Source organism: Dermatophilaceae bacterium Sec6.4 (assembly GCA_039636865.1).
Classification (GTDB): Bacteria; Actinomycetota; Actinomycetes; order Actinomycetales; family Dermatophilaceae; genus Allobranchiibius.
The window spans coordinates 2,799,322-2,824,940 of sequence record CP144172.1 but is presented as its reverse complement, the minus strand read 5'-3'; the positions used below and the strand labels follow the sequence as shown (position 1 = coordinate 2,824,940).

Annotated in this window: 23 protein-coding genes; 8 read left to right on the top strand and 15 right to left on the bottom strand. The window is 64.8% G+C overall.

Annotated elements, in window-relative coordinates:
- Positions 1–164: 164 nt before the first annotated feature.
- Genes V3G39_13435 through V3G39_13415 form a run of 5 tightly spaced genes read right to left on the bottom strand, consistent with a single transcriptional unit; the run spans position 165 to position 6,965 of the window.
- Positions 165–1,121 carry a hydroxymethylglutaryl-CoA lyase gene (locus tag V3G39_13435; protein ID XAS75646.1) on the bottom strand — a complete coding sequence of 319 codons (957 nt, stop codon included), beginning with the start codon at positions 1,119–1,121 and terminating at the stop codon, positions 165–167.
- On the bottom strand, positions 1,118–1,732 hold the full coding sequence (locus V3G39_13430; protein ID XAS75645.1) for an isochorismatase family protein: 615 nt from the start codon (positions 1,730–1,732) through the stop codon (positions 1,118–1,120). Before V3G39_13430 ends, V3G39_13435 begins: the two co-directional genes overlap by 4 nt.
- Positions 1,733–1,790: 58 nt before the next feature.
- Positions 1,791–3,665, bottom strand: coding sequence for a hydantoinase B/oxoprolinase family protein (locus tag V3G39_13425; GenBank protein ID XAS75644.1), 1,875 nt, complete (start codon positions 3,663–3,665; stop codon positions 1,791–1,793).
- A 3-nt stretch (positions 3,666–3,668) separates the two neighbouring features.
- The gene (locus V3G39_13420) at positions 3,669–5,750 is read right to left on the bottom strand and encodes a hydantoinase/oxoprolinase family protein (protein ID XAS75643.1); all 2,082 of its coding nucleotides are present in this window, start codon (positions 5,748–5,750) and stop codon (positions 3,669–3,671) included.
- Positions 5,751–5,759: 9 nt separating this feature from the next.
- Positions 5,760–6,965: a CoA transferase gene (locus V3G39_13415; GenBank protein ID XAS75642.1), complete on the bottom strand. Its 1,206-nt coding sequence runs from the start codon at positions 6,963–6,965 to the stop codon at positions 5,760–5,762.
- Between the two features lie 175 nt (positions 6,966–7,140).
- Between V3G39_13415 and V3G39_13410 the strand changes: the two genes are divergently transcribed.
- Positions 7,141–7,854, top strand: a complete 714-nt coding sequence (locus V3G39_13410) for a GntR family transcriptional regulator (GenBank protein ID XAS75641.1) — start codon at positions 7,141–7,143, stop codon at positions 7,852–7,854.
- Positions 7,855–8,575: 721 nt separating this feature from the next.
- Here the strand turns inward: V3G39_13410 and V3G39_13405 are convergent.
- The 10 genes from V3G39_13405 to V3G39_13360 all read right to left on the bottom strand — a co-directional run bounded on the left by V3G39_13405 (position 8,576) and on the right by V3G39_13360 (position 18,705).
- Positions 8,576–8,947, bottom strand: coding sequence for a hypothetical protein (locus tag V3G39_13405; protein XAS75640.1), 372 nt, complete (start codon positions 8,945–8,947; stop codon positions 8,576–8,578).
- A gap of 381 nt (positions 8,948–9,328) precedes the next feature.
- Complete coding sequence (locus V3G39_13400) at positions 9,329–9,766, bottom strand: GNAT family N-acetyltransferase (GenBank protein ID XAS75639.1); 438 nt, start codon at positions 9,764–9,766, stop codon at positions 9,329–9,331.
- Between the two features lie 342 nt (positions 9,767–10,108).
- The gene (locus tag V3G39_13395; GenBank protein ID XAS75638.1) at positions 10,109–10,750 is read right to left on the bottom strand and encodes a GNAT family N-acetyltransferase; all 642 of its coding nucleotides are present in this window, start codon (positions 10,748–10,750) and stop codon (positions 10,109–10,111) included.
- Positions 10,740–11,915, bottom strand: coding sequence for a VOC family protein (locus tag V3G39_13390; GenBank protein ID XAS75637.1), 1,176 nt, complete (start codon positions 11,913–11,915; stop codon positions 10,740–10,742). The genes V3G39_13395 and V3G39_13390 overlap by 11 nt, the downstream gene beginning before the upstream one ends.
- 155 nt (positions 11,916–12,070) lie before the next feature.
- Positions 12,071–12,589: a hypothetical protein gene (locus V3G39_13385; GenBank protein ID XAS75636.1), complete on the bottom strand. Its 519-nt coding sequence runs from the start codon at positions 12,587–12,589 to the stop codon at positions 12,071–12,073.
- 883 nt (positions 12,590–13,472) lie between these two features.
- Positions 13,473–14,372: a carboxylating nicotinate-nucleotide diphosphorylase gene (gene nadC, locus V3G39_13380; protein ID XAS75635.1), complete on the bottom strand. Its 900-nt coding sequence runs from the start codon at positions 14,370–14,372 to the stop codon at positions 13,473–13,475.
- Positions 14,369–15,817 carry an FAD-binding protein gene (locus V3G39_13375; GenBank protein ID XAS75634.1) on the bottom strand — a complete coding sequence of 483 codons (1,449 nt, stop codon included), beginning with the start codon at positions 15,815–15,817 and terminating at the stop codon, positions 14,369–14,371. The genes nadC and V3G39_13375 overlap by 4 nt, the downstream gene beginning before the upstream one ends.
- Entirely contained in the window at positions 15,817–16,776 is a 960-nt protein-coding gene (gene nadA, locus V3G39_13370; GenBank protein ID XAS75633.1) for a quinolinate synthase NadA, read from the bottom strand. Before nadA ends, V3G39_13375 begins: the two co-directional genes overlap by 1 nt.
- A gap of 113 nt (positions 16,777–16,889) precedes the next feature.
- Positions 16,890–17,825 carry a hypothetical protein gene (locus tag V3G39_13365; GenBank protein ID XAS75632.1) on the bottom strand — a complete coding sequence of 312 codons (936 nt, stop codon included), beginning with the start codon at positions 17,823–17,825 and terminating at the stop codon, positions 16,890–16,892.
- A 10-nt stretch (positions 17,826–17,835) separates the two neighbouring features.
- Positions 17,836–18,705 (bottom strand): DUF3097 domain-containing protein, encoded by an 870-nt coding sequence (locus V3G39_13360; protein ID XAS75631.1) that lies wholly within the window; start codon positions 18,703–18,705, stop codon positions 17,836–17,838.
- A 125-nt stretch (positions 18,706–18,830) separates the two neighbouring features.
- Between V3G39_13360 and hrcA the strand changes: the two genes are divergently transcribed.
- From hrcA to era, 7 genes are read left to right on the top strand one after another with little or no spacing between them, the layout of a single operon-like run.
- Entirely contained in the window at positions 18,831–19,862 is a 1,032-nt protein-coding gene (gene hrcA / locus V3G39_13355; protein ID XAS75630.1) for a heat-inducible transcriptional repressor HrcA, read from the top strand.
- Between the two features lie 56 nt (positions 19,863–19,918).
- Positions 19,919–21,043 (top strand): molecular chaperone DnaJ, encoded by a 1,125-nt coding sequence (dnaJ, locus tag V3G39_13350; GenBank protein XAS75629.1) that lies wholly within the window; start codon positions 19,919–19,921, stop codon positions 21,041–21,043.
- A 9-nt stretch (positions 21,044–21,052) separates the two neighbouring features.
- Positions 21,053–21,799: a 16S rRNA (uracil(1498)-N(3))-methyltransferase gene (locus tag V3G39_13345; protein XAS75628.1), complete on the top strand. Its 747-nt coding sequence runs from the start codon at positions 21,053–21,055 to the stop codon at positions 21,797–21,799.
- A 47-nt stretch (positions 21,800–21,846) separates the two neighbouring features.
- On the top strand, positions 21,847–22,887 hold the full coding sequence (locus tag V3G39_13340; protein ID XAS75627.1) for a PhoH family protein: 1,041 nt from the start codon (positions 21,847–21,849) through the stop codon (positions 22,885–22,887).
- Positions 22,884–23,375, top strand: coding sequence for an rRNA maturation RNase YbeY (gene ybeY / locus V3G39_13335; protein ID XAS75626.1), 492 nt, complete (start codon positions 22,884–22,886; stop codon positions 23,373–23,375). The genes V3G39_13340 and ybeY overlap by 4 nt, the downstream gene beginning before the upstream one ends.
- Positions 23,376–23,382: 7 nt before the next feature.
- Positions 23,383–24,708, top strand: a complete 1,326-nt coding sequence (locus tag V3G39_13330) for a hemolysin family protein (protein ID XAS75625.1) — start codon at positions 23,383–23,385, stop codon at positions 24,706–24,708.
- Positions 24,705–25,616 carry a GTPase Era gene (era, locus tag V3G39_13325; GenBank protein ID XAS75624.1) on the top strand — a complete coding sequence of 304 codons (912 nt, stop codon included), beginning with the start codon at positions 24,705–24,707 and terminating at the stop codon, positions 25,614–25,616. The genes V3G39_13330 and era overlap by 4 nt, the downstream gene beginning before the upstream one ends.
- Positions 25,617–25,619 lie beyond the last annotated feature (3 nt).

Below are 25,619 nucleotides of genomic sequence, written 5' to 3'. Positions count from 1 at the left end.
CCTGGGCGAGACCTCAACAACAGTTTGCTGACTCCGAACGAGCAATGGTCTGACGTCCCAACACGACCGGTGATCGGGGCGAGTTGGAGTGACCGAGGAGAGAAATCTTGCTCGAATCCAGGACGACTCGCTCAGATCTCCCGCGACGCTTCGACACTTTGTTTTCAAGCTGAGCGTTGATCGGGGTCGATCATTGGGAATGCGCCGGCGCGTAGCAGGGCGCCCGGCAGGGATTTGCCGAGGCGCACCTCCAGCCACTGGACTGCCTCGGTCAACCGTGCCAGGTCGAGTCCAGTGCGTACGCCCATCCGGTCGAAGAGGTAGACCAGATCCTCGGTGGCCACATTTCCAGTGGCGTTCGGCGCGAACGGGCACCCGCCCGTTCCGCCGATGCTGGCATCCAGCACCGAGACCCCGGCGTTGATCGCTGCGACGGCATTGGCAACACCGGTATGGCGAGTGTCGTGCAGATGCAACCTCAGAGGCGTGCCGGCCCTGCGGAGTTCGGCCGCTCGGCCGATCCGGGTGGTGATGTCCGACGGCACGGCCACGCCGATCGTGTCCGCGAGAGCCAGTTCGTCCGGCCCGGTCTGGATGACCTTCTTCAACACCTGGTCCAGCCTGTCGAGAGAGACTTCGCCCTCGAACGGGCAGCCGAAAGCAGCACCAATGGTGACTGTGGTGAACAGGCCCTGCTCCCGAGCTCGCGCCACCAGGTCACCGGCCACATCACAGGCTTGCGCTGTGGTCATGCCCTGGTTGCGCTGACAGAAGGTATCGGTAGCGACCACGACGAGGTTGACCTCGTCGACCCCGGCCGCCACGGCTCGATCGAGGCCACGCGCGTTCATGACCAGGCCCGCGTAGCTGACACCGTTGTCACGCGGTACCGCAGCCATCACGTCCTCGGCATCGGCCATCTGAGGGACCCGGCCGGGGTGTACAAAGCTGGTGGCCTCCACCCTGCGGGCGCCCGCGTGAACGGCCCGTCGGATCAGTTCGACCTTGTCCGCGGTCGAGACCAGGACGTCCTCGTTCTGCAGGCCGTCGCGCGGCGACACCTCGCAGATAGCGATTCCATGACGATCCGGGGGCTCCGATGCGACCGGTGCGGTGCTCACTGACCCTCCTTCAGATACGCAATCACGGTCTCTTCGTCCAGCACCTCGGCGTACTTGGCTTGCAGGTCGTAGAGATTCGCCTCATGCGGGCCCTCGTCTCGATCGGCGACGGCCTGCCGGACGACCAGCGGCACGAACCCGTACTGCAGCGCGTCAACTGCGCTCGCGCGCACGCAACCGCTGGTACTGACGCCCAGGATGACAACGGTGTCCACCCCGGCTGCAACCAACGTCGAGACCAGGGACGTGCCGAAAAAGGCGCTGGCATACTGCTTCACGACGACGAGCTCACCCTCTACCGGAGCGACCTGAGGCATCAGCTCACCCATCGGCCCCGGGCCGATGAGGCTGCCCAGTCCGCCGACTTTTCGTAGAAAGACACCGGCATCAACCCCGCCCGCCCCGTACTCCACCCGGGTATGGACGACCAGCGCCCCGACGTCTCGGGCCGTGTCCAGGACGCGGCTCGCGGCATCAAGGCAATCTGTCGACGGCAGACAGAAGGGACTCTCCTCATCGAAGTAGGCACGCATCATGTCGATGGCCAGCACCACCGGACGGCGCCCCGGAGTGAGACGTCCGGCGAATCCATCGGCGAATGACGACTGCATACTGCTCCTCTTGAAAAGTGCGGCGGACTGGAACACCAACGGACCAGGGCATGGCGAACTAGAGCATGGGCACCGGCGGCTTCGGAGCGGGTAGCCCGGTCTCCTCCTCGCAGCGAGCCAGGATCGTCTCCAGAGGGGGACCCATGTCGAAGGTCGGCAACGGGTCGGGTCGTCCGGCACGCAGCTGCGTACGTAGCTGCTCAGTCGCGCCGTCGTCGACGCTCCCGTCCGCGTCACAGACAACGCCGTACCGGCGCGCGCCGTCGCTGGTCACCAGACCGCGACGGATTTCCAGTGCGACGAGTTCGGGGTCCCGGGCCATCGGGTCGCCCCAGCCGCCGCCACCCCACGTCACGAAATGCAGGACGTCGTCGGGGTACACCTGTAGTCCGGTGACCTTGCTCGCGACGATCTCGGTGGTGCCGTCCGCTCGCACGATCCATTTGCGTCCGCGCGCTCCGGGCTCACCGCCGTTGACTCCCCAGGGGTAGGTCAGCCAGCGGTCGTCGTGGATCGCGATGGTGCCCGCCTCGAGGAATCGGTAGACGACGTCGACGCCGTTGCCGCCGCGGTGCAGGCCTGCACCGCCGGTGTCACTGACCGTCTCCCAACGGTCGATCCGCAGCGGGTAGTACGACTCGAGATATTCACACGGAATGTTGACGAAGGAAGGCCATAGTGAGTGGCCGTCCGGGCCGTCACCGATCGGGCGACCGGGGATCCCACCGAAGCCGATGGAGTAGAGCTGGAACCATTCACCCTTGCGTTCGCCCGTCGTGTAGTTGCCGGAGAACATGAAGTGCGGGGAGGAGGAGAACCCGGCCGCGTTCAACAGGTCTGGGTTCGTCTGTCCTAGCAAGCCGCCGAACAGGTCGAAAACCCGACCGATGCCGTGGTTACGAGCATTGAGAGCGGCAGGGTATTTCGGCCGCCAGAAGGAATCCTCTGGGATCTCGACATCGATGAGCGGGTAGAAGCCGTCGTTCCACAAAATCTGCGGATCAGCCACGGTGATCATGTAGATCCCGAAGAACATCCGGATCAGGTTCTCGTTGATGTAGTAGTTGATCGGTCCTGCTGCCTGGGGGCTGCTCCCGGTCAGGTCCAGCAGTACCTTGTCGCCCGTGCGGGTCAAGCTCATGCAGAGCTTGTAGGGCCCGTAGCCCACACCGTCGTCGCAGATGTAGTCGGTGAAGGAGAGGGTCTCGCCCTCCTTGAACACCATTCGGAGCAGCGACTTCATGGCCCGGTAGTTGCGGTCCAAGAGCGCATCGAGCGCAGAGGCGTAGGTCTCTGCGCCGAACCGGGCACACATTTCCTGCACCCGTCGCGATGCCGTGCGGCAGGCGGCGACCAAGCCGTTCAGGTCGGCACGGTTCCAATCAGGTTTGCGCACCTGGTTGAGGATGATGCGCAGCGAGTCCTCGGCCAGGACGCCGTTCTTGTAGATCTTGAACGGCGGTATCACCACCCCTTCCTCGAAGATGGTGCGGGCATCGGTAGGCATCGACGCCGGTGTCTTGCCGCCGACATCAGACATGTGCCCGAACATCGAGGACCATCCCATGATGCGACCCTCGAAATAGATCGGCATCACGATGAGCCAGTCATTGGCGTGGCTGATCGCCGCGCCGCACGAGTATGGGTCCGAGGTCAACAGGACGTCGCCCTCTTCGATGTCGCCCTCGAAGTTCTTCAGGAAGTCCGGAATCGAGAGTCCGAACTGTCCGACGACCATCTTTCCCTCGGGATCGCCGATCAACGGGAACTCGTCGTGTTGCTCTCGAATGCCAGGGGACAGGGCGGTCCGGAACAGCACCTCATCCATCTCGTACCGGGCATTGCGCAAGCCGTTCTCGACCAGGTCGAGGGTGACCAGGTCCACCTCCACCGGCTTCAGCGGTTCGGTCGCAGTTTCGATCAAACGTGCCATCTCTCAGCCCTCCTTGTTCTGGTCAGCGTCACTGGGTCGGATGAGCAGACTTCCGCTGCTGTGGACGGTTGCGGTGTAGCCGGGCAGCACCAAGGTGGTGGAGTCCATCTCGGTAAGCACCGCGGCACCTTCGATCACGTTGCCGGACTTCAACAGGGACCGGTCGTAGATGACGGCCTCGACGGTTGCTCCATCGACCCAGATCTCGTGATCGGACACCTTGGCCGCGCTGGGGTCGGTGCCGCCCTCGTCGAGGATGGCCGCGGCGAAGTCGGGTCGTGGACCGCTTACTGTCGCGCGCACCGTCACCAGTTCCTGCTCGTTGCTGAGCAGGAACGAGAACAGCCGCTCGTGCTCGGCATCGAAGGCTGCCCGCAGGCTGTCGATACCGGCACCGTCACTGTCGAAGGCGTCGATGTCGATGCTGACCGGAATCTCGAAGCCTTGACCGTGATAACGCAGGTCTGCGGAGTAGCTGACCTTCTGGTCAGAGGAGTCGACGCCCTCGTCGTCCAAAGACACCCGGGCCGCGGCGGCAAGTTCGGCCAGAATCTCGATCAATATGTCGTCACTGAGGTCACTGAATTTACGGACCAGGGTGCGGACCGCCTCATCACGCAGACCGGTGGTCGCGTCTCCCAGTGCACACAGCACCCCTGGTGACGGCGGAATGATCACCGGCCACGACCCGGTGAGCCTGCCGATGGCATTGGCGTGCAGCGGACCCGCTCCACCGTAGGCAACCAGCGCAAATTCACGCGGATCGAAACCCTGTTGCACCGAGACGAGCCGGAGTCCGCCGAGCATGTTCTCGTTGACGATCTTGACGATGCCCTCGGCTGCCGCTTCGACGGAGCCGAGCCCGGTGGCGTCTGCGATTGTTTTGACGGCGGCGAATGCTGCTTCCCGATCGAGAGTGACCTCGCCGCCGGCGAGGTCGGTCGGCAGGTACCCCAGGACGATGTTTGCATCGGTGACCGTGGGTTCCGTCCCACCCGCTGCGTAGGCCGCCGGCCCGGGCGACGCGCCTGCGGACTGCGGTCCTACCCGCAACGCTTGAGTCAGTTGAGGTACGTGCGCAATCGACCCACCACCCGCCCCTACGGTTTGCACCTGGACCGAGGTTGCGCGCACCTTCAGGTCTGCGACCGTCGTCTCGCGGCCGATGCGAGGCGTCAGACCCTGCACCAGGGCGACATCGGTGGAGGTCCCGCCCATATCGAAGGTCAGGAAGTCTTCGTTGCCAGTCTCTTCAGCGACCCAGACTGCGCCGGTGACTCCACCGGCGGGGCCCGACATGAGCATCGCGACCGGATTGTCCTTCGCGGCCCCAGCGGAGACCAGGCCGCCGTCACTACGCAGCACGTACAACCTGCCGGTGACTCCGACCTCCTTGAGTTGGGACTCGAGATGCGCGACGTAGCTGGCGACTTGTGGCTGCACATACGCATTGGCGACCGTCGTGATCGCGCGCTCGTACTCGCGCAACTCCGGCAGGACCGAAGAGGACAGCGACACCCTGATGCCCGGTAGCTCTTCAGCAGCGATCTCACCGATGCGCTGCTCGTGCTGGGCGTTCGCGTAGGAGTTGATCAGACAGACGGCCAGCGCTTCGATGCCCTGACCTCGCAGCCGTCCCAACTTGGCGCGGACGTCGTTTTCGTCGAGCTCGGTGACAACGTTGCCGTCGGCGCCGACGCGTTCGATGACTTCGACGGTGTCTTCGAGTGCGGCCAGCGGCTCCGGTTTGGGCCAGATGATCCAACCGGCCAGCCCTCCCGGCACGAAGGAGCGGGCGATCTGTAACACCTGACGGAACCCGTCGGTGGTCACCAGGCCGACGCGGGCGCCCTTGCCTTCCAAGACCGCGTTGGTGGCCACCGTGGTGCCGTGCAGCAAAGATCTGATCTCACGCAGTTCTACGCCTGCGTCCTTGCAAACCTGCTGCACGCCGCGGAGCACGCCGATCGACTGGTCCTCGGGTGTTGACGGGGTTTTCTCCCGGAAGGTCTCTCCGGTGTCTTCGTTGATCAACAGGAGGTCGGTGAACGTTCCGCCCACATCGACGCCGAGTCGGTATGTCATACAGGCTCCTCAGATAATGCCGGAGGAACGCAGCGTCGACATTTCGTCGTCGCTCATCCCCAGCATGTCGTGGTAGATCTCTTGGTTGTGTTCTCCGAGTGCGGGCCCTACATGGCGGACCCTCCCTGGGGTCTGCGACAGGCGAGGCGCGACATTGTGCATCGCGAACTCGCCGAAGTCGGGGTGCGGTAGCCGCACGATTGCTTCACGTGCGTCGAAGTGCGGGTCGGCAAACATGTCCTTCACGCGGAAGATACGGCCGGCCGGCACCCCGCCCGCATGCATCTTCTTCAGCAGGTCGTCGGCGGTCACGGTCGATGTCCACTCGGCGATGAGCCCGTCCAGTTCTTCCATGTGAGCGCCTCGCGAGGTGTGGGTGGCGTACCGCTCGTCCGTGGCCAGGTCCGGGCGTTCCATCACCTCGGTAAGGCGGCCGAACACGCTGTCCTGATTGGCCGCCACCAGGATCAGGTCACCATCAGCCGTGGGATACACGTTGCTGGGGGACACGTTGGGAAGGGTCGCGCCGGTGCGCTCACGCTGGTAGCCCGCTATCTGCCATTCCGGCAACATCGACTCCATCATCGACAGCACTGCCTCGTAGATGGCCGAATCGACGAGCTGACCCCTACCGCTGCGGCCGCGCTGATGGATAGCGACCAGCGTGCCCAGGCACGCGAACACTGCTGCGAGTGAATCTCCGAGAGATATGCCGGTTCGTGCCGGCGGCCGGTCGGGGTCACCGGTGACGTAGCGAATGCCACCCATCGCTTCGCCGATAGATCCGTAGCCGGCTTGCTGCGAGTAGGGACCCGTCTGACCGAAGCCCGTCACTCGGGTGATGACCAGACCGGGATTGATTGCCCATAGTTCGTCTGGCGACAGACCCCAGCGCTCGAGTGTCCCTGGCCGAAAGTTCTCCACGAGGATGTCGGCTGATGCCACAAGCTTGCGGACGATGTCCTGCCCCTCGGGCGTTCTCAGATTCGCCGTGACTGATTTCTTGTTGCGAGCGACGACCGGCCACCACAGTGATTTTCCGTACGGCTTCTCGCGGCCCCATTCACGCATGGGATCACCGCGCCCTGGATCTTCGACCTTGATCACTTCCGCGCCGAAGTCGCCGAGGAGCTGCCCGCAGAACGGCCCGGCCAATAACTGACCGAGTTCGACGACTCGTAAGTTATCGAGAGGCAGGGGTTGCGTTTCTGTCATCAACTGCTCGCTTTGGTCAGTAGAACGCGGTGGCAGCCGGAACATCGAGTCACGCAGTCGATGTTTCGGCTAACGCATTTGGAGAAGTTTTCTGATCCTGAAGCTAGAGGCCTCCGGTGCGGGAGTCAAGAGGTTGCATACAATCTGTTCAAAAACCACCTAACATGTAGGGGATATGAGCAGTCAAGGGCACCCCACCGACGCAGGCCGAGCCGCTGAGCATGCCTACCGCTGCATTCGCGAGCAGATCCTCTCCGGACAACGCGCAGGGGGGGAGTGGCTGCGTGAGGACAAGCTGGCGGAGAGCACCGGCGTCAGTCGGACGCCGGTCCGCGAAGCGCTGCGGCAGTTGGCTGCTGAGGGCCTGGTGTACTACCAGCGAAACCGTGGTGTCCAGGTGCAGACATGGAGCGCGTCGGACCTCAACGAGATATACAGCTTGCGATCACTGCTGGAGCCCCATGGTTGCCGTTTGGCCGCAGGCACCGGTGCAGCCGACTGTGCTGCGCTGGACGCGCTATGCGATGCGATGGAGAACGCCGTAGATAAGGGGATTCCGGACCTTGACAAGGTCGCAGAACTCAATAACGACTTTCACCGCATGGTTATCGAGGCGTCAGGTGACTCCCGGCTGACGGGGCTCGTCACGTCGAACCTGCAGATCCCGCTCGTGCGGCACACCTTCTCCCGATATTCCAATGCTTCCCTGCAACGGAGCATGGCCCATCATCGAGAATTGGTGGATGCGCTCCGGGTGGGGGACCCGGCGTGGGCGGAGTCAATCATGCGCGCGCACGTGCACGCAGCATGGTCGGTGATGCGCCAATACTTCGACGCCGCTGGCGACAGTGGCGAGGATGGCGACAGCGACGACTCTTCAACCACTTGAAGTCCAGCGGTCGCAGGCCCACATATTGAACTCTGAATGGGTGTGATTCACACCACACCTTTCCGCCGACTGTATACAGTCGCTATACCGGATGACGGAAAGAGCTATTTGATGTGATCCACGCCATACCCTCGACGCGCGCATTGAGACGGGACATTCCAGCCGAGAAGGATGTCACGACCGCCAACAGCATGGCCAGCGGACAGCCCGCGTTGTCGACAGCACCGGCAGCGTCGTATCGCGGTGGGTCTGTGACCTGCCGATGGACCCGAAACCGGAGCGACGTCCGGTGTCGTCGACATGCTCGGGCGTGACAAGGAAGATGTACTGCCGACGTTGTCACCAAAACTGCCGGAGCACATAACGCATGTCTGGCTCATGTCGTTTTGGACCATAGGCAGCGGACAACTGTGGTCGACCACAGGTGTCCCGCAGCGCACATCCACGCGGGACGCCACGCGCTTCAAAGATTTCCGATGAGTGCGACGCCGGCAGCGGTTCCGCTTTCGGGACGTGAATCGCCGTACCGATTTCGGTGCGGGTCCGCGTTGCTCACTGGGTTCCGGCGGGGTTTTTCAGTCGTGGTCCTGACGCGCACAACAGCCAACGCCACCGGGCTACGCATTTCTTCGTTCCAGGTCAGGCTCGCAGCAGGAGCTGTCCCGACGGCCCACGATCGAGGAGCTGTTCGGTCATTGAAAGCTGCGCGCACTACCTCGACTCACGGCAGCTTCCGGTACTTCACTGCCCGATGTGTGGAGTCGTCGAGCACGGCGCGGCGACCAAGTGGATCGTGCAGATGCACGGTCACCGTGCCGATGAATGCCTGGGCGGTCTGAGCGCAACCGTTGCACTCAAACCTTTCGAAGCTCATCGCGACGACCACGGTGCTCGCGGACTCCCTGACCACCACCGCACGGAGTCCCTTGTCACCCGAGCCGAGCGTGGAAGACCGCAATATGACGTCACGCGGGTTGACCGACTGGGTTGCATACGAGGAGATATCGGACTTCGCGGGCACAAAGTCCGTCCGCGGCACGACTAGCCACCAAATCCCCGCAGCCACGGCCACCACAAGTGTTGTGGTCGTCACCCAAGTTACAAGACGAATCATCGCGCCTTTCCTGCCTCCACTGTTTACTGTGAGACGTCGCAGACCACAGCCCGGCTGGCACGGGCAGGCCACAGCGCTTGAACAGCGCCGTTGCCATTGCAGTGCTCGGAAGTCGCCTGCAAAACGTGAGAACCCACCGGAGCCAGCGAACCGCCGTCGACGCCGTAATGAGACCGTCACGACGGTGCCCCGACCCATCCCGTTCACCGAGGGTCAGTAGTCAAGCCGACGGGGCTACGGCCAACCTGCGTTCACCGCCACCGCCGCGTACCCCGCTATGCGGATGCCGCTGCTGCGACAGCCAGATGAGAGGCCGCCAATAGGACCCCAGTGATCCATCGGCTACCAGGGCGTTTTGTCTTAGGTGATCCACGTCGTTTTGATGGCGAGCGTGTCGTAGAGGCGTTGGCCTGGGAGGTTGTCGGCGGCAGTGATCCACCGGACGATGCTGCAGTCGTTGCGTTTGCTGAGGTCTGCGATGGTGTTGATGAGGATGCGCCCGATTCCATTGCCGCGGTGCTCGGGGTCGGTAAACAGGTCATCGAGCCACAGGCCGACGGATCCGGTAGACGGCCGGGCGAATCGCCGGTAGTGGGCCAAGCCGATCACCTGCGCGTCCTCAATGGCGAGGAGTGCATTTGTCTCGTGACCAGGGTCGTGGATCCACGACCAGACCCGCTCGACGATGGCCTCATCTGGGGGGAGCTTGTAGAAGACGCGGTATGGACGGAAGAGGGCAGCCCAGGCGTCAAAGTGGTGTTCCTGGGGTGCACAGACGGCAACAGGGTTCTGGATCATTTCGTCAGTATGTCCATCCATGTGAGTCGCTTCTGCCTTCGCGAAAGCTGGCGGTTGGTGCGCATTCGGGACGGTCGTCGCAGGCACCTGTTGTTCAGCGCGCGTTCGACAGCCGCTGCTTCCTCGGCGCGCTGCTGATGTCTGTTTCGAGATCCGATGGTGCGCCACCTCGGGACGTCGCGCTGGCAACAGATAGTTCCCTGCTCCGAGCACGAATGGCTAGGTGCGGTCTCGATCGTGCTGTCGTGCGCATCAACCCACGACCTGTCCCTCGACTACCTGACCTCGGCCGAGTCGCATGTCCCGTACCCAGGGCCTGTTCACGGCTGATGCTGACTGGCCTCAGGCAGGCTCGACGGTCTTGCCCATCACGCAGTTCTTGAGCCCCTTGGGCCGGTCGTAGGTGAAGCCCAGCCGCTCGTAAAGGCGACGGGTGCCGTTGTAGAGAAACGACGACGACATCTTCCTGGTCTGTTCGGTCAGGTCGTGCGGATAGGCCTCAACCCGCCCACCGCCTGCCTGCGCGATGTGGTCGAGTGCACCGGTGATCGCCAGCTCGGTCAAGCCCAGCCGCCGGTACCGCCTGTCGACGAACACGCAGGTGATCCGGTAGTCGGGGTTCTCGGCTTTAGTGGCGTCGTACTGCTTCCGGTGATGGATGGTCGGTAGCTCGATGGGTGTGCCGTACTCCGCCCACGCGATTGCCTCATCACCGTGCATAACCAGCGCGGCGTGTGCCTGCCCCCGCTCGACGTACGTTTTCTTGAGCGCACGGTTGCCCTCGAAACTCTGGCCGCGCTCGGGGCTGTCGGGGTGGAACCAGAGGCACCAGCAACCGCCGAAGATGCCGTTGTGCCGCTGCACCAGCGCGTCGAACGCCGGCCAGGTCTCAGTGCTGAGCGGGGTAATTGTGTAGGGCGTCTCGGTGCCTGTGCCGCGTGCTCCAGAGTCGGTTCCGTGTGATGTAGAGGGCTCATTGTTCATCGACGATCACGACCTCGTTGCCTTCGGGGTCGGCGACCCGCCAGCGGTGCGGCGACTCGTCAAGGAGCCGGCCACCGGCCGCTAATGTCGCGGCGAGCCGCCCCGGGGCGAGGTCCGTCGGCACCGCCAGCTCGAGGTGTATGCGATTTCGCTGTCGGCGCCGCTCCGTCTCTGAAGAGTCGAGCTCTTGGAACACCAGCACCGGGTTCAGTCGCCGTGGATCGTAGATGTCGTTGACCCCGGCTCGTCGGTCGTGGGTGTATCCGAGGGCAGCGACCCAGAACGCGCGAACCGCAGCCACGTCGGCGGCATCGAGGAACAGCTGAACGAAGCGCGGTAATTCCGGATCTGCGGTGGCCCCGAGTTTGCGGGCAGCGGTTTGGAGCCTTCCGGCGAGAGTGATGAAGTCCAGGTCGAGGCCGTGGGTGTCGGCTTCCCACTGGTCCTTGCCGCTGTCGATGATCACGAGCCCCGGGCGCAGGTCGATCAGTAGCGGAAAGCCCGTTTCCTCGGCGAGCGCGGCTGCTGCTGTGGCGAGGTCACTCTGTTGTGTCGGGGAGGTGGTGCGATAGCACGCCATCGCGCTGAATACCGCCTGCCAGTCGGCTGTCCCGGTCCCCTCACCGAGCGGGTCGCCCGGCACCAGGTCGACCTCGTTGCCGTCCGGGTCGCTGTGACGGACCCCGAACGGTCCTGACGCCTCACCGACATTTGCCCGCTCGACCACAGCGTCCGACCGCACCACATCCAGATGAATGCGGTTTCGCAACGGCCGTAGCTCGGTGGACCGCCGGATCCGTATCGTGGGGTCGCGCCGCAACGGGTCCACCAAACCGCTGCCGTCCCCGGGCACGTAGTCGAGTACGAGCTGCCAGAACCGATTCAGCACAGCGGGATTCGCGGACTCGAATACGACATTCATGTGCTGCAGGACGGCTGGGTCAGCTGCCAGCCCGATATCCCGCGCAGCCCCCGACACCGCCTCGGCATGCTCGGCCGAACCAAGGCGCACCTGGACGCCGGTCGGGCGCAGGTCGACCAGGATTTCGGGCGACAACTCGACGATACGCCCGGCCAGTACAGCCCCCTCGATCAGCGAGGGCGCGTCGAACCACGCCGTCGCGACGCCGTCGACCATCCGCCAATCCGTTCCAATCTGTGTCATGCCCTGCCACTGTAGAGCCCACCAGTAGAGCTCGCCCATGATTTTGATCAGCTCATGGCCATGGTGTGATGTGGACCAGTCCCGGTAAGCGCGTCTCGCGGAATGACCTCGTGCTCTTCACCCGCTGAGTACCGACGGGTACAGGGAGCGATCGTTCACCGGGCTGGGAACGTCGCGAGATACTCCTGCAATGCAGCTGCGGCGTCTTGAGTCTGTTGTGGCGTGGTCTCGATGGTGATCCGAGAGGTGGTAGGTCGCTGTACGTCCAGCGGGGGTTGCGCGAGCTCGTGGCTCAAACAGATCAATAGTTGCACCCTCGCTTCGGACTGGGCGCCCACCCCAAAGCTCAGGTTTGGCTCGGTGAATGTCAACCATCCAGCAGGAGCATAGGAGGAAGCTTTATCTGGCTCCCTGGCCTCGGGTGGGAGCGGTGGTGTGAGACCGGCTGCGACGTTCTGAAACCAGTCGGCCAACTCGGCCACCTCCCACGTTGTCAGACAGGGTTGCTGGAATGACCATGGCGAGCCCTCTCCAGTAGTCACGGTGCCGTGGATGATGAGCCAGTTGGAATCCCAGGACTCTGGATCCTCTGGCTGGTCGTCCGATCCAATATCCGGGAATTGGTAACCGTTCACCACTAGTTCTATCGACGTACGAAGGTCGCGCAGAAGCATCCGCGAAGTATGTCCGGTCGAGCCGGTTGATCCGAGGTCACCGCGAAGCTTTTCTCGATTGCACCAGCAAGACCTGGTTCCGATCGCCGATGATCAGCTGGTGAGTGCAGACATCTAGGCGCAGGTCACGTCCCGGCTGGGCAGATGATCAGAGTTGCTGGCGAAACGGTTGGCCTCGAGTGCGGCCGTGGTGGCGAAGCGGGCGCGATCGGTGCGGTTGAAGTCCCCGCTCTGGATTGTGGACGCCGTGGAGGAGGGAGGTTGGTGATGTGGCCGTCTGAGGCTGTTGGACACTGTGCCGTGGGGGTCGTTGGTTGGCCTGGTCCGCTCACGTTCGGCACCGCCGCAGGCTGTCGTTGCGTAGCAGAGTCGTGGGAAATGCTCGTGACGCCGGCTATGGCTGGCACGCAGAGCAGAGCAATTCCGGCGATGTTGAGAAGTCGGCGCCGAGGTAAGAAGGCACCATCGATCCCACGCTCATTGTGTTGGCCTAAATGTGGCGTCATCGCTGGGCCCTCCTGCCTCGATCTCGTTCTCCCAGAGTACGTCGGGCGCCAATGTCCTTCCGATAGGCGCAGTTGGGGATTCCGTATCGGTCATAGCTCGTATCTGGCTGAACATGTGGTTGATTACAACTCAACCCTGGAACGAGCGTTGGGGTTGAGTTCGACGAGAGTGGAGGCTTGATGACATGCGGTGGTTTCGACGTGAGATGACTACTGCGGTCCCGGGCCCCGCGAGGAGTTGTCTCAGGCGGCCCAACTCCGATGCCGCAGCGGCGACGATGTCCTGATCGCTTCGTTGCGATAAGCCCTGCAGGTCGCCGACGACAGGTAGCGCACCTGAGAACCTGAAGTGAAACCGTCTGCACACCACTGCTGGGTTAGTCAGAGCTTGCTGACTCACTGCGCAGATCGAGCCCGAAGTCCAGCTCGGTGACGCTGTGGGTGAGGGCGCCCACCGAGATGACATCGGCGCCGGCTTCGGCCAGGGCCCGCACCGAGTCCTCGGTCACCCCGCCGGAGACCTCCACCACGACGGACGTGGGATGAACGCGCACGAGTTCAACACCGTCGGCGACCTGGCCCGGGGTCATGTTGTCCAACAGCACGGCGTGGACCACAGGGGGTCGACCCGACTGCACGCGTCTGCAGTCGAAGGCAAGGACCTGCCGCAACTGGTCGAGGTTGTCCACCTCGATCTCGACGCGGACGAGGTGGCCGCGGTGCGCTGCGAGTCGATCGAGCACGCACGTCAGCCCGCCACCCAGCCCGATGTGGTTGTCCTTGACGAGGATGGCGTCGAAGAGGCCGAAGCGGTGATTGATCCCGCCACCGTGCACGACTGCCTGCTTCTCCAGCGCCCGTAGACCTGGCATCGTCTTGCGGGTATCAGCGATGCGGGCACCGGTGCCCTCAACGAGGCGCACCAGCGTCGCGGTACGGGTGGCGATGCCACTGCAGTGCGACAGCAGGTTCAGGCCGACCCGCTCCCCGCACAGGATCGATGCTGCTCGACCCCGCACGGACGCGACGACGTCGCCGGGTTGCACCCGATCACCATCGACGGCATCCCAGCGCACCTGCAGATCCGCGTCGACCAGTGCGAATGCTGAGGTGACGCAACATGATCCGGATAGAACCCCGTCTTCGCGGGCAACAACGTACGCCGAACCGCCGATGTTCGCGGGCACCGTCACCTGGGTCGTGATGTCACCGATACCTCCGAGATCTTCCTCCAGGGCGCGTCGGATCAACGCGTCGAGTGCGAGGTCGGTGCTCACACGATGCTCCCTGCCGTCGAGTTCTCAGCCGGTGCGTTCTGGACACGGCGGTGGGCGCCGACGCTGCGCGGATCCGCGAGAGCCGATCGGGCGATCAACCATGCAACGTAGGCCGCGTCTTCATGGGTGCAGCCCTCGAGGCGCTCCACCGCTGCCCGCAGCACGTGCTCCGAGCGCAGCACACCGCAGGCCTGCTGCAATGTGTCGCGGATCTGCTGGAGCGGGACTTCCCGCCCGCTGCTGTGCGCACGCGTGCAGTCTGCGTCAGCGGTGGCGACTTCGTTGGCGCGAGCTGACCACTCGGGGTCCAGGAGATCTGCGGCTGCCGCCTCACCGGTTACGACGGCTTCCAGCAGAGAATTGGATGCGAGTCGATTACCACCGTGCAGACCGGTGCGGGCCACTTCGCCCACCGCCCACAACCCGGGCACCGACGTGCGCGATCGCCGGTCGACGGTGACTCCACCCATCGAGTAGTGCGCTGCGGGCGCAGCGGGCAGCAGATCGTGCGCGAGATCGAGACCGGCCGCTGCGACGAGTTCGGCTACGGCCGGGAATCGCGCTGCCACGTCCGGCACGTGCCGGGCATCCAACGTCACCCGATGGCCACGCTGCGCCTGGGCCCACACAGCGGCCGCGACGACGTCGCGAGGTTGCAACTCGTCGATGAACCGTTCGCCGTCGCCGAGCAGCACCGCGCCTGCTCCGCGCAACGCCTCTGTCAACAGCGGCATCGGGTCCAGACCGACGTCGAGAGCCGTCGGGTGGAACTGCACGAAGTGCAGATCATCGGTCCGGGCACCTGCCCGCGCGGCGATGGCGACGCCCTGCCCGAGAGCGGTGCGCGGGTTGGTGGTGTGCGCGAAAAGGCCACCGAGACCGCCCGTTGCCAGGACCACCCGGTCGGTGTGGATTTCGGTCACAGCGCCGGCGGCATCTTCTACGATCAGGCCGCTGACCTGGCCGTGCGCGTCGAGTAGCAGTCGTCGGGCGCGGTGACCTGGGCGCACCTCGACGCTGCCGAGCGCGGCGATGTGTTGCGCGACGGTGCTGGTGATCGCGGCGCCGCTGCGGTCTCCGGCGTGTGCGATGCGCTTGCGGCAGTGGCCGCCTTCGAGCGCCAGGTCCAGGGCCCCGTCGCCGCTACGGATGTCGAAGGGCACCCCGAGGGCCAGCAGGTGACGGACGACGTCCGGCGCTGCCGTGGTGATGCGGTTGATCGCCTGCGCGTCACCTAGATAGGCGCCGGCTGTGGCGGTATCTGCGGCGTGCAGAGCGGGGGAGTCGTCGGCACCGAGCGCCGCAGCGATGCCGCCCTGAGCCCACATACTGGCAGCGCCCCCGGTCAGTTCAGCCGCGGTGATCAGGATGCACGGCTTTGGCGCGAGCGCCCCGGCCACGGTCAGACCCGCGAGGCCGGACCCCACGATGACAGGCACAGTCATCAGGACACCGCCAGCATGCGCTCGATCGACAGCCGCGCGGCGTCCTCAGTCGCGGGGTCGATGGTGATCTCGTTGGTACCGGCCTGCAGCGAGGTGCGGATGCTGGCGAGGGTGTTGCGCTTCATGTGCGGGCACAGGTTGCACGGTCGGACGAACTCGATATCCGGATGGTCGGCCGCGACGTTGTCCGACATCGAGCATTCCGTGATCAGCGCGACCTTGGCCGGACGGTGGTTCTGCACGTAGGCCTGCATGTCTGCGGTCGATCCGGCGAAGTCGGCGACCTGCACCACGTCGGGCGGGCATTCCGGGTGCGCGAGAACCACGACCCCCTCGTGACCCTGTCTGATTTCGGCGATGTCCAGCGGGGTGAACCGCTCGTGTACCTCGCAGGCCCCGGGGTGGGTGATGACCTCGATACCCATCCGTGCGGCGATGTTTCGCGCGAGGTACTGGTCCGGAATCATGATGACCCGTCGTACACCGAGCGATGCGATGACGCGCTCCGCATTTCCGGAGGTGCAGCAGATGTCGCTCTCGGCCTTGATCGCCGCCGAGGTATTGACGTAGGTGACGACTGGCACGCCGGGGTGCTCGGCGCGTAGCGCCCGTACATCGTGCGGCGTAATGCTTTCGGCGAGTGAGCAACCCGAACGAAGGTCAGGCAGAAGCACTCGCTTGGAGGGGTTGAGCAGCTTCGCGGTCTCGGCCATGAAGTGGACTCCGGCGAGCACGATGGTGCCCTGTTGCACATGCTGGGCCTCGCGGGCCAATGCGAGGGAGTCGCCCACGATGTCCGCGACCCCGTGGTAGATCTCCGGAGTCATGTAGTTGTGGGCGAGGATCACCGCGTCCTGCTCGGTCTTCAGGGCCAGGATCGCGGCAATGTCGTCGGTGAAGGTGGCCCACTCGACCTCGGGTATCACGTGCCGGACCTTGTCGTACGTCGTCGCGGTCATCTCGGTACCTCCACAGCCGGTAATACTCTGATTGAGTAAATGCTGATACTGAGCATAACACCCAGTCCGTCTGTCCTGCGTTGTCACGTCGCGTTGTTGTGCTGCGCTCGCGGTCAGCGCGCCCGCGGGATCGGCAGTTTGGTGCCGACCTGGGCGCGTTCGGCGAAGACCTCTCGGCGGAATCGGTAGAGCCGCGCCGGTCGTCCACCGGTTCCGTGCTCGGACTCGCCCGTGGGTTCGACCAACTGATGCTGCTGCTCGACCAGTCTGCGGAAGTTTTGTTTGTGCAGGTCCTGGCCCGCGAGTGCTTCGACGACCTCTTGGAGCTGACCCAGGGTGAAGGTCGGCGCCATCAGCTCGAAGACGACTGGGCGGTACTGCAGTGCCGAGCGCAATCGGGACAGGCCTGTCGCGAGGATCCGGCGGTGATCGTGCAGCATAACGATCCCGGAGTCGACTCCAGGATGTCGAGCACGCGGTGATTCGCCGACGATGCCTGCCTCCCAAAGCAATTCGTATCGTTGCAGAGCGAGCTCAGGTCGCCAGGGCAGGTCGGCTGTGCCGAAAAGGTGGTTACGTCGTTCTCGTCGGTTCGCGCGCGTTGCCCCGCTCGCAGCCAGTGTCCAACGCTCCAGCTCCTCCAGCAGTGCAGCCGCGGTGCCCACGGACCGGCGGTCCTCCCAGGGCAGGAGCGAATAGGCAGCCGTCCACTCCGGTGCACCTGAGTCCGCGCGGGTCAGGCCGAGGTAGGAGATGGAGATGACCCTCGCGGTGCCGTCATGGGCAGCAGCGGGGTCGGCGCGCCCGAGATCGGCGAAGGTGTAGAGCTGCTCGACGTAGCCCAGCGAATGTCCGGTCTGCTCGGCCGCAAAAGCGCGCACGCCTTCCTGCAAAGAATCGCCGGTCGCCTGCAGCGCACCGGCCGGTAGGCGCGGCGGCTGCCCGGCTGCGAGCACAGCGGGGCCGTCCGGACCGACGGTCGCCACTACGGCGACCAACTCGGCGCGCACAGCTGCCGGTAAGACAGGTGCGTTCGGGCCAGGTGTCACAGGGCCGGCCTCATTGCGGCGCCGTGACGAAATCGATGAGTTCTTCGACCCGGCCCAGGAGCTCCGGCTGCAGATCGGCGTAGGAACGGACCGTCGACAGGATGCGCTTCCAGCCGTGCGCGACATCGCGCTGGTCGGCATGCGGCCAGCCGAGCTCGGCGAGGATGCCGTGCTTCCACGACTGGCCGCGCGGGATCAGCGGCCAGTCCTCCCAGCCGAGTCGCTCGGGTCGTACCGACTCCCAGACGTCGATGTACGGGTGGCCGACCACCAGCACGTCGTCACCTCGGTAGGACGAGAGAGCGTCCGCGACGATGCGTGATTCCTTGGTACCCGGCACGAGGTGGTCCACCAGGACGCCCATCCGCCGGCCAGGGGCCGGGCGGAAGTCGCGGATGACGCCGGTGAGATCGTCCACCCCCTCCAGAAGCTCCACCACGACACCCTCGATACGCAGGTCGTCGCCCCAGACTTTCTCCACGAGCTCTGCATCGTGGCGCCCCTCGACGAAGATCCGTGACCCGGACGCGACGCATGCCGCGGTACCCGCCACCGCCCGTGACCCGCTTGCCGTACGCGTGGCGGCCGCGCGTACAGCATCGATGGCTTCGGTGTTCTTGACTGCCCTCAGCTCGACCGGTTTACCGTCCAACAGGAATCCGGGGCCGAGCGTGAACGCCTTGCTGCGGCCGCGGCGGTCTTCGAGGTGGACGACGTGCATCCCGCCGGCCTTTTCCACCCGGGTCACCGCGCCGCAGAAGCCCGTCTCGACGTCCTCGATGACGAGGCCGACAACGGCATCGACAGGGGTCGATCGGCCACGCCGGGGCGCGCGCCAGTCGCTGCTCAGGACATCGCCGCCGTATCGATCGCTGCTCACCCCGCGAGCGTATGCGGCGGCTGCGGGCGCCGGACGGGGCGACACGCCTGACGTCTTGAGCACGTAGACTTGGCACTCGATATGCCCGAGTGCCAGCCACCGACGATGCCGCCTGGGGAGGTGACATGAGCCAAGAACGTCGCGCGGAAGTTCTGCGCGCCATCGTGCAGGACTATGTGGCCACCTCCGAACCCGTCGGCTCGAAGGCCCTGCTGGACCGTCACCGGCTGGGCGTCAGCGCCGCCACGGTCCGCAACGATATGGCCGTACTGGAGGAGGAGGGGCTGATCATGGCCCCGCACACCTCCGCCGGTCGGGTGCCTACCGACGCGGGCTACCGGGCATTCGTGGACCGGCTCAGTGAGATCAAGCCGATGTCACGGGCGGAGCGCTCGGCCGTGCAGACCTTTCTCGCGCACGCCGTCGATCTGGATGATGTGGTCGATCGCACGGTGCGGCTGCTCTCGTCGTTGACCAACCAGGTCGCTGTGATGCAGTACCCGTCGCTGAATCCCGCGACCATTCGACACATCGAGTTGGTTCCGTTGGGCGGTGACCGGTTGATGGCCGTGGTCATCCTGTCCAACGGGCGGGTCGAGCAGCGGGTCGTGCCGGTCGACGTCGATTTGGTCGCCGAAGCCGGTCAGGATCTGCTGCGTACGCTGCGCGACCGGGTCAATGAGGCTGTCGCCGGTGCCACCTGGTCCGATGGGATCCCGCTGCTACCCGCGGTAATCGATGCCATGGCGCCGCAACACCGCGAAACTGCCGGGCTGGTCATCGCCGTGCTCGCCGAGGCCCTGGCTCAGCAGCGTGAGGAGCGTGTCGTCCTCGCGGGCACCGCGCATCTGGCCCGTTCGGTGCACGATTTTCCGATGACGATCGGTCCGGTCCTGCAGGCGTTGGAAGAACATGTCGTGTTGTTGCGTTTGCTCGGACAGATGACTACCGAATCAGCCCACTCAGTTGCCGTGCGCATCGGCGCGGAGAATACGGTGGATGGGCTGCGCGGCGCATCGGTCGTCAGCTCTACCTACGGCATCGCTTCGCATGCCGGGCTGGGAATACTCGGACCCACCCGGATGGACTACCCGAGCACCATGGCTGCGGTACGAGCAGTCGCGCGGTACGTCTCGGAGATTTTGGACGAGAGCTGAGTTCTACCCGCACCGACCCGAACCGATCGAAGCAAGACCAGCTGAGAAGGACATTTGTGAACGACTACTACTCCGTCCTCGGTGTCTCACGAGACGCCAGCCCGGAAGAGATCAAACGCTCTTACCGACGCCTCGCCCGCAAACTGCACCCGGATGTCAACCCCGGTGACGAGGCCTCTGAAGAATTCAAGTCCGTTTCCCAGGCGTACGACGTGTTGTCGGACCCGGCGAAGAAGTCGTCCTACGACATGGGCCAGGACCCGTACGGCGGCCAGGGTGCTGCCGGGTTCGGTCAGGGTTTCTCCTTCAGCGACATCATGGATGCCTTCTTCGGGGGGACGGCGGCTGGAGCGGGCAACACCCGTTCACGCGCCCAGCGCGGCCAGGACGCCCTGATCCCGGTCGATCTCGAGCTGCGGACGGCTGTCTTCGGCGGCGAGCAGGACGTCACGTTCGACACTGCGACGCTGTGTAACACCTGCGACGGAGACGGAGCCCGTCCCGGCACCGGCAAGCGCACCTGTGACGTGTGCCGCGGTGCCGGTCAGGTACAGCAGGTCCAGCGCTCCTTCCTGGGCCAGGTCATGACCACCCGACCCTGCTCGGCATGCCGCGGATTCGGCGAGATCATCACCGATCCGTGTTTCGAATGCTCCGGGGAAGGACGCGTCCGGGACCGTCGCACGATTTCCATCCAGGTGCCTGCAGGGGTCGACACCGGTACCCGCATCCAGCTCTCCGGTGAAGGTGAGGTCGGCCCTGGCGGTGGGCCGGCGGGTGACCTCTACCTCGAGGTCCGCATCGGCAAACATCCGACCTTCCAGCGTCAGGGCGACGATCTGCACTGCTCGGTGGAGCTGCCGATGACAGCGGCCGCGCTGGGCACCGACCTGCCGTTGGAGACCTTCGACGGTGAGCGGAAGGTGACGGTGCGGGTAGGCACCCAGCCGGGCGACGTCATCACTCTGAAGGGTCTGGGCGTCACGAAATTGCGCTTGGGAATCCGCGGGGACCTCCTTGTGCATGCGAACGTCCGCACGCCGACCAAGCTGGACCACCAGCAGGAGGAACTGCTGCGTCAGCTCGCCAAAGAACGCGGCGAAGAGGCCCCGGTGGGCAACTTCCAGCCGGTCGGTCAGGGTCTGCTCGGCAAGCTACGCGACGCCTTCAAGCAGAAGTAGCGTCCTGCGATGACCGCACCGATGTTCTGGGCGGCGCCGGGGTCGCTGCGGGATGTCGCGGTGGGCGCGCTGGTATCGGTGGACGGTCCGGAGGGTCGTCATGCGGTGCGGGTGCGTCGGATGGCCCCTGGTGAGCCCGTCCAGCTCGCCGATGGTTCCGGCACGGTCGTGGTGGGACAGGTTGCCGCCGCCGATCAGGACGTATTGACGGTCCTTGTCCAGCTGATCCAACGTCCCGTCCAGGAGGGGCCGCGTCTGACGCTCGTGCAGGCACTGGCCAAGGGTGGCCGGGACGAGCAGGCCATCGAGGCGGCCACCGAGCTGGGCGTGGACACGATCGTGCCGTGGGCTGCTGAGCGAAGTGTCGTGCAGTGGCGTGCGGACCGTGCCGCCCGGGCGCATCGCAAGTGGGAGACGGTGGTCACGGCCGCCGCGAAGCAGTCGCGACGCGCCGATGTGCCGGTCGTCGAGCAGTTGGTGACGACCGCTGCGTTGGTGGGACAGATCAGCGGCGCGCGGGTACTCGCGCTGCACGAGGCGGCGACGACCGGCATCGGTGAGCTGGAGCTGGATGGTCTGCGTCATGCCGAGCGGTTGATGCTCATCGTGGGTCCGGAAGGCGGAATCAGCGACCGTGAGCTCACCGCGTTGACCGAGCGAGGCGCCGACGCAGTGCGACTCGGGCCGGGGGTGCTGCGTAGTTCTACGGCCGGCCCGGCGGCCATCGCCGTGCTGTCCGCCCGGCTGCGCTGGTGAAAATCGCGTGGGTGCGTGTCGGTGGACGACCGTAGACTGGGATCACAATGACAGCACCCCACCGTCCTGCCAGGTCCTCCGAATCCGGTCAGCGGCCACGAGATGTAGTGGCCGGTCACACCGTGCAGTTGCCCGACACCGTTTCGATGGTGACGTTGCTCGGCCCGCACGACGAGTTGTTGCGGACCATCGAACGAGGCTTTCCAGGCCTGGTGATCCACGTGCGCGGCAACGAATTTCATCTCGAAGGTCTGCCGGCCGACATGGCGTTGGTCGAGGAGCTGCTCGATGAGCTGCTGCTGGTCATCGAGGCCGGGCAGCCGTTGAATGCCGACGCTGTTCAGCGGTCGATAGCGATGTTGCGCTCCGACAAGGGGGAGCGGCCCGCCGACGTGCTGACGATGAACATCGTGAGCAGCCGCGGTCGCACCATCCGGCCCAAGACGCTGGGGCAGAAGCAGTACGTCGACGCGATCGACGACAACACGATCGTCTTCGGCATCGGCCCTGCGGGCACCGGTAAGACCTACCTGGCAATGGCCAAGGCAGTCGCTGCGTTGCAGGCCAAGCAGGTCAGTCGCATCATCCTGACCAGGCCCGCTGTCGAAGCTGGCGAGCATCTGGGATTCCTGCCGGGGACCCTCACCGACAAGATCGACCCCTACCTGCGTCCGCTCTACGACGCGCTGCACGACATGGTCGACCCCGAGCTGATGGCGCGGTTGATGGCGTCCGGCACGATCGAGGTCGCACCGCTGGCCTACATGCGCGGGCGCACCCTGAACGACGCATTCGTCATTCTGGATGAGGCACAGAACACCTCCGCCGAGCAGATGAAGATGTTTCTGACGCGACTCGGTTTCGGTTCCAAGATGGTCATCACCGGTGACGTCACCCAGGTCGATCTGCCAGGTGGCACCAAATCGGGCCTACGCGTGGTCCAGGGCATCCTCGACGACGTGGACGACGTACATTTCGCGCATCTGAACTCCAGCGACGTGGTGCGGCACCGACTCGTGAGCGCGATCGTGGAGGCGTACGAGTCTTATGAGGCTCGGCCGACCGGTATCTCGCGGGGTCTCTCGTGAGCATCGACCTGCTGAATGAGACCGACGTCGAGGTCGATCTGGATGAACTGCATGCCTGCTCGACCTTCGTCATGGATGAGCTGAATGTGCACCCGCAGGCCGATCTGTGTGTCCGGGTGATCGACGAGGCCGCGATGGAAGTGCTGCACGTGCAGTGGCTGGACCTGCCCGGTCCGACCGACGTCATGAGCTTCCCGATGGATGAGCTGCGCCCGGGGCACAGCGCTGACGACGCGCAGGAGGGTGTGCTCGGCGATCTCGTGCTGTGTCCGACGGTGGCTGCCACTCAGGCAGCCGAAGCTGGGCACACCACCGAGGAGGAGCTGTTGCTGCTCACCGTGCACGGCATCCTGCACCTGCTGGGTTTCGACCACGTGGAGCCCGACGAGCGACAGGAAATGTTCTCCCTACAGCGCACGCTGCTGCTGCGGTTTCTCGCCACGCGTGACCTACCGGTCGTGAGGATCGCCCCGCCGACGGGGCAGTGAAGCCGCGATGACGTTGTTGTTGGTCTTTGCGCTGCTATCGGTGATCTTCGGATTCCTACTCGCCGCCACCGAATCCGCAGTGGCACGCATGGGCGTGCACCACGTGGAAGATCTCGTCGACGATGGACGCCGCGGAGCGCCCGCGTTGCTCGAACTGGTCAAAGACAGCGGCGCGGTCGCTATGACCCTTGCGCTGCTCCGGGTGCTGGCAGAGGCCACGGCGGCGGTGCTGGTCACGATCGCCGTCGGTGATGCCGTAAGTTCTCTCTGGGCCCGGCTCCTGGTGTCCATCGCCGTGATGGCGCTGGCATCCTTTGTGCTGGTGGGGGTGTCTCCGCGAACGCTGGGTCGTCAGCACGGCGAAGCCATCTCACTGTTCGTGGCACCGATCGTGCTCAGCCTTCGCACGTTGATGGGTCCGATCGCCCGGCTCCTCGTCGCGCTGGGGAACGCGGTGACGCCCGGGCACGGTTACCTCAACGGCCCCTTCGATTCAGAAGCGGAGTTGCGCGAATACGTCGACCTGGCAACCGACTCGGAACTGATCGAGGCCGATGAGCGCAAGATGATCCACTCGGTCTTCGAGCTGGGTGACACGTTGGCCCACGAGTTGATGGTGCCGCGCACCGACATGGTCACCATCGACCGGGCCAAGACGCTGCGCCAGGCGATGTCGTTGTTTCAGCGCACGGGATTCTCCCGCATCCCGGTGGTGGACGACGGGCCAGATGACATCATCGGGATTCTCTACTTCAAGGACGTGGCGGGCAGGTTGGTCGACGGGCGGGTTGACTCGCGTGCTGCCTGCGACGCCGTGATGCGATCTGCCGTCTACGTGCCCGACAGCAAGCCGGCGGACGATCTGCTGAGAGAGATGCAGGTCGCGCGACGCCACTTCGCGGTGGTCATCGACGAGTACGGCGGGACCGCGGGTCTGGTAACGCTCGAAGACATCGTGGAGGAGGTCGTCGGAGAAATCGACGACGAGTACGACCGCGCCACGCCGGGCACCGAGGAGCTGGGCGGCGGCAAGGTGCGGGTGCCGGCCCGGATGTCCGTGGACGACGTGGCCGAACACTTCGACGTGACGATCGAGGAGGACGACGTCGACACGGTGGGGGGTCTGCTCGGCAAACTGGTCGGCCGGGTCCCGATCCCCGGTGCGAGCGCACAACTCGGTGATCTACGGCTGACGGCCGAGCGGATGGCAGGTCGTCGACACCAACTCGCGACAGTAGTGATCGAACGCGTTCTGGAGCAGTCGGACGACGACCTCAACGCGACACAATCTGCAAAAAGCGTGGCGCAGCCACTGGAAGAGAGAGCATCGTGACGGAATACCGGGCAGGATTTGCTGCCCTGGTGGGGCGCCCCAACGCAGGCAAGTCGACCCTCACGAACGCATTGGTGGGCGGCAAGGTCGCGATCACCTCCAGCAAACCGCAGACCACCCGGCACCCGATCCGCGGCATCACCAACAGCCCCGGCGGGCAGCTGATCCTGGTCGACACCCCTGGGCTGCACAAGCCCCGGACGCTGCTCGGTAAACGTCTGAACGACGTCGTGCGGTCGACCCTGCTGGATGTCGATGTCATCGGTTTCTGCCTACCTGCTGACCAGCGCATCGGCCCCGGTGACCAGTTCATCGCCAGGGAGCTGGCTGAGCTGCGACGTGGACGGCGGCGTCCGATCGTGGCGATTGCCACCAAGTCCGATACTGCGTCGCGCGACCGGCTGATGCAGCACCTGACCGCCATCGACACGCTCGGCGAATGGGACGACATCGTGCCCTGCTCGGCGACCAAGGGCGACCAGGTCGACACCGTTCGCGAGGTGTTGCTGAAGCACCTGCCGGTATCCCCGCAGTTGTACCCCGACGACGTGATCACCGACGAGCCGAACATGGTGATGGTCGCGGAACTGGTGCGGGAAGCCGCGTTGGAGGGCGTGCGCGATGAGATGCCGCACAGCCTGGCGGTCGTCGTCGAAGAAATGGTGCAGCGTGAGGGTCGCGCACCCGGGAAAGAGTTGCTCGATGTCCGCGTCAGCGTCTACGTCGAGCGGGACAGTCAGAAGGCGATCATCATCGGTCGGGCCGGGTCCCGGCTGCGCGAGGTCGGCACCAACGCGCGCGGCGAGATCGAAACATTGTTGGGTCAGCGGGTCTTCCTCGATCTGCATGTGAAGATCGCCAAGGACTGGCAGCGCGACCCCAATCAGCTTTCGAAGCTGGGATTCTGACTC